The sequence below is a fragment of the Peribacillus sp. P4_C12 genome, from assembly GCF_056402095.1.
The window spans coordinates 1-1545 of sequence record NZ_JBFUIB010000720.1; the positions used below are offsets into that span (position 1 = coordinate 1).

Genomic DNA, 1545 nt, shown 5'->3' on the forward strand with positions numbered 1-1545 from the left:
TTGTGAGCCTGTCGATGATTGTATTCCCGTAACACCAATCATGCCTGGAAGTGGTTTTTGTATTCAGCCGCTTCCAGGCATGATTGGTGTTACGGGAATACAATCATCGACAGGCTCACAAATTTCCTGAACAACTGGCTGCTCTTCGTAAACCTCCTGAACTGCTGGCTTTTTCTTTTTTGGTGCCACTGCCTTTTCTTTTTTCTTTGGTAAAGGAGGTGGCGCTGGGGGCTTTTGCACACTCATATTAGTCATATTGACCATATAATAATTATTAATATCGATTTCCGGGACTACCGGAATGGGTACCGGTACTTCTTTCGGAACAACTATTTGTTTTTCTTTAATAATAGGCTTTGGCTGAACAATTTGCTGTTCTTTTTTAGGAATGATCTGCTGTTCTTTCATAGGTGGTTTCGGCATAATTTGCTGTTCTTTTTTATGTGTAGGCTGAATTTGAGTTTCTTTCATTCCTGATGGAATGTTTGTGCTGGGTATAATGGTTTCTTTTTTTACAGCTCCAGATGTTCCAGGTATTTTAATTTTCATTCCCGGCATCATCATATCCGGGTTGCTTAATTGCGCGTTTACTTTTTTCAGTTCTTCAAAACTGACGCCGTATTTTTTGGCGAGCTTCCAAAGCGTATCGCCTTTTTGGACTATATGAATTTTCACGCTGTTAACCCCTCCTGTGCATATGTCCATATATACTATGATGTAGTGGGTAAATTGCTATTATTTTTATCATGAAAACTTATGCATGAAAATTGACTTTTATGATTGGATCACTAAATAAGGAACAAGGATGGAACTTTTAAGAGAAGAAAAAGTTACGGTTCACATACTGAAAAAAGAAATATCATTCACTTTGGAGTCATCCTTTTTTCAGGAAACATTATCTTTGATTGATGTAGAAAAAATATAACTAGAAGGGAAACCACTGCATGAATTCCTAGAAAAGGGATCGCAGTGGTCTTTTATCATGGGATCCTTCATGAATTGAAATTCTTCCTGCAAAGGCTTCCCTCTGTCTAAACAGAAGGAAATTCGGGTATAAGGAAGTAAATAACCTAAGGCTGTATTTCAGGTACATAAATTGCATTCTAGAAGGAAAAAAATAATGAAATGGAAGGGAAGACAGGGTAGCTCAAACGTTGAGGACAAAAGAGGAATGAGCGGCAAAGGTGTAGCTGGAATTGGAGGCGGAGTTGGATTAGTCTTGAATTACAGGCCGACTATTTGGCCGGAGTTTGGGCCCATCATTTCCAGGGAGAGAATTTACTTGAGGAAGGTGATCTCGAGGAAGCATTGAATGCAGCCAGCGGAGTTGGTGATGACCGTATTCAAAAAAAGCACAAGGCTATGTTGTTCCGGATAGCTTCACGCACGGTACCTCCGAACAGAGAAAGCGTGGTTTAATAAAGGAATAAAATCCGGAAACATGAATGAAGGCGGTACCTTTAAAGCAAGTAATCTCTAGCTTCTTTTAAAGATTCTCATTTTTTCTATTACTGTCGATACTAATAAATAGGGGGTCTTTTATGA

General features: G+C 39.0%; 2 pseudogenes. One reads left to right on the forward strand and one right to left on the reverse strand.

From position 1 onward, the window contains the following. Positions 1-530: 530 nt before the first annotated feature. Positions 531-675 (reverse strand): annotated as a pseudogene (safA, locus tag AC1DUW_RS28345) (SafA/ExsA family spore coat assembly protein); the annotation flags it as partial. Between the two features lie 537 nt (positions 676-1212). Here safA and AC1DUW_RS28350 point away from each other — a divergent pair. Then, positions 1213-1480: pseudogene (locus tag AC1DUW_RS28350) on the forward strand (neutral zinc metallopeptidase); the annotation flags it as partial. Positions 1481-1545 lie beyond the last annotated feature (65 nt).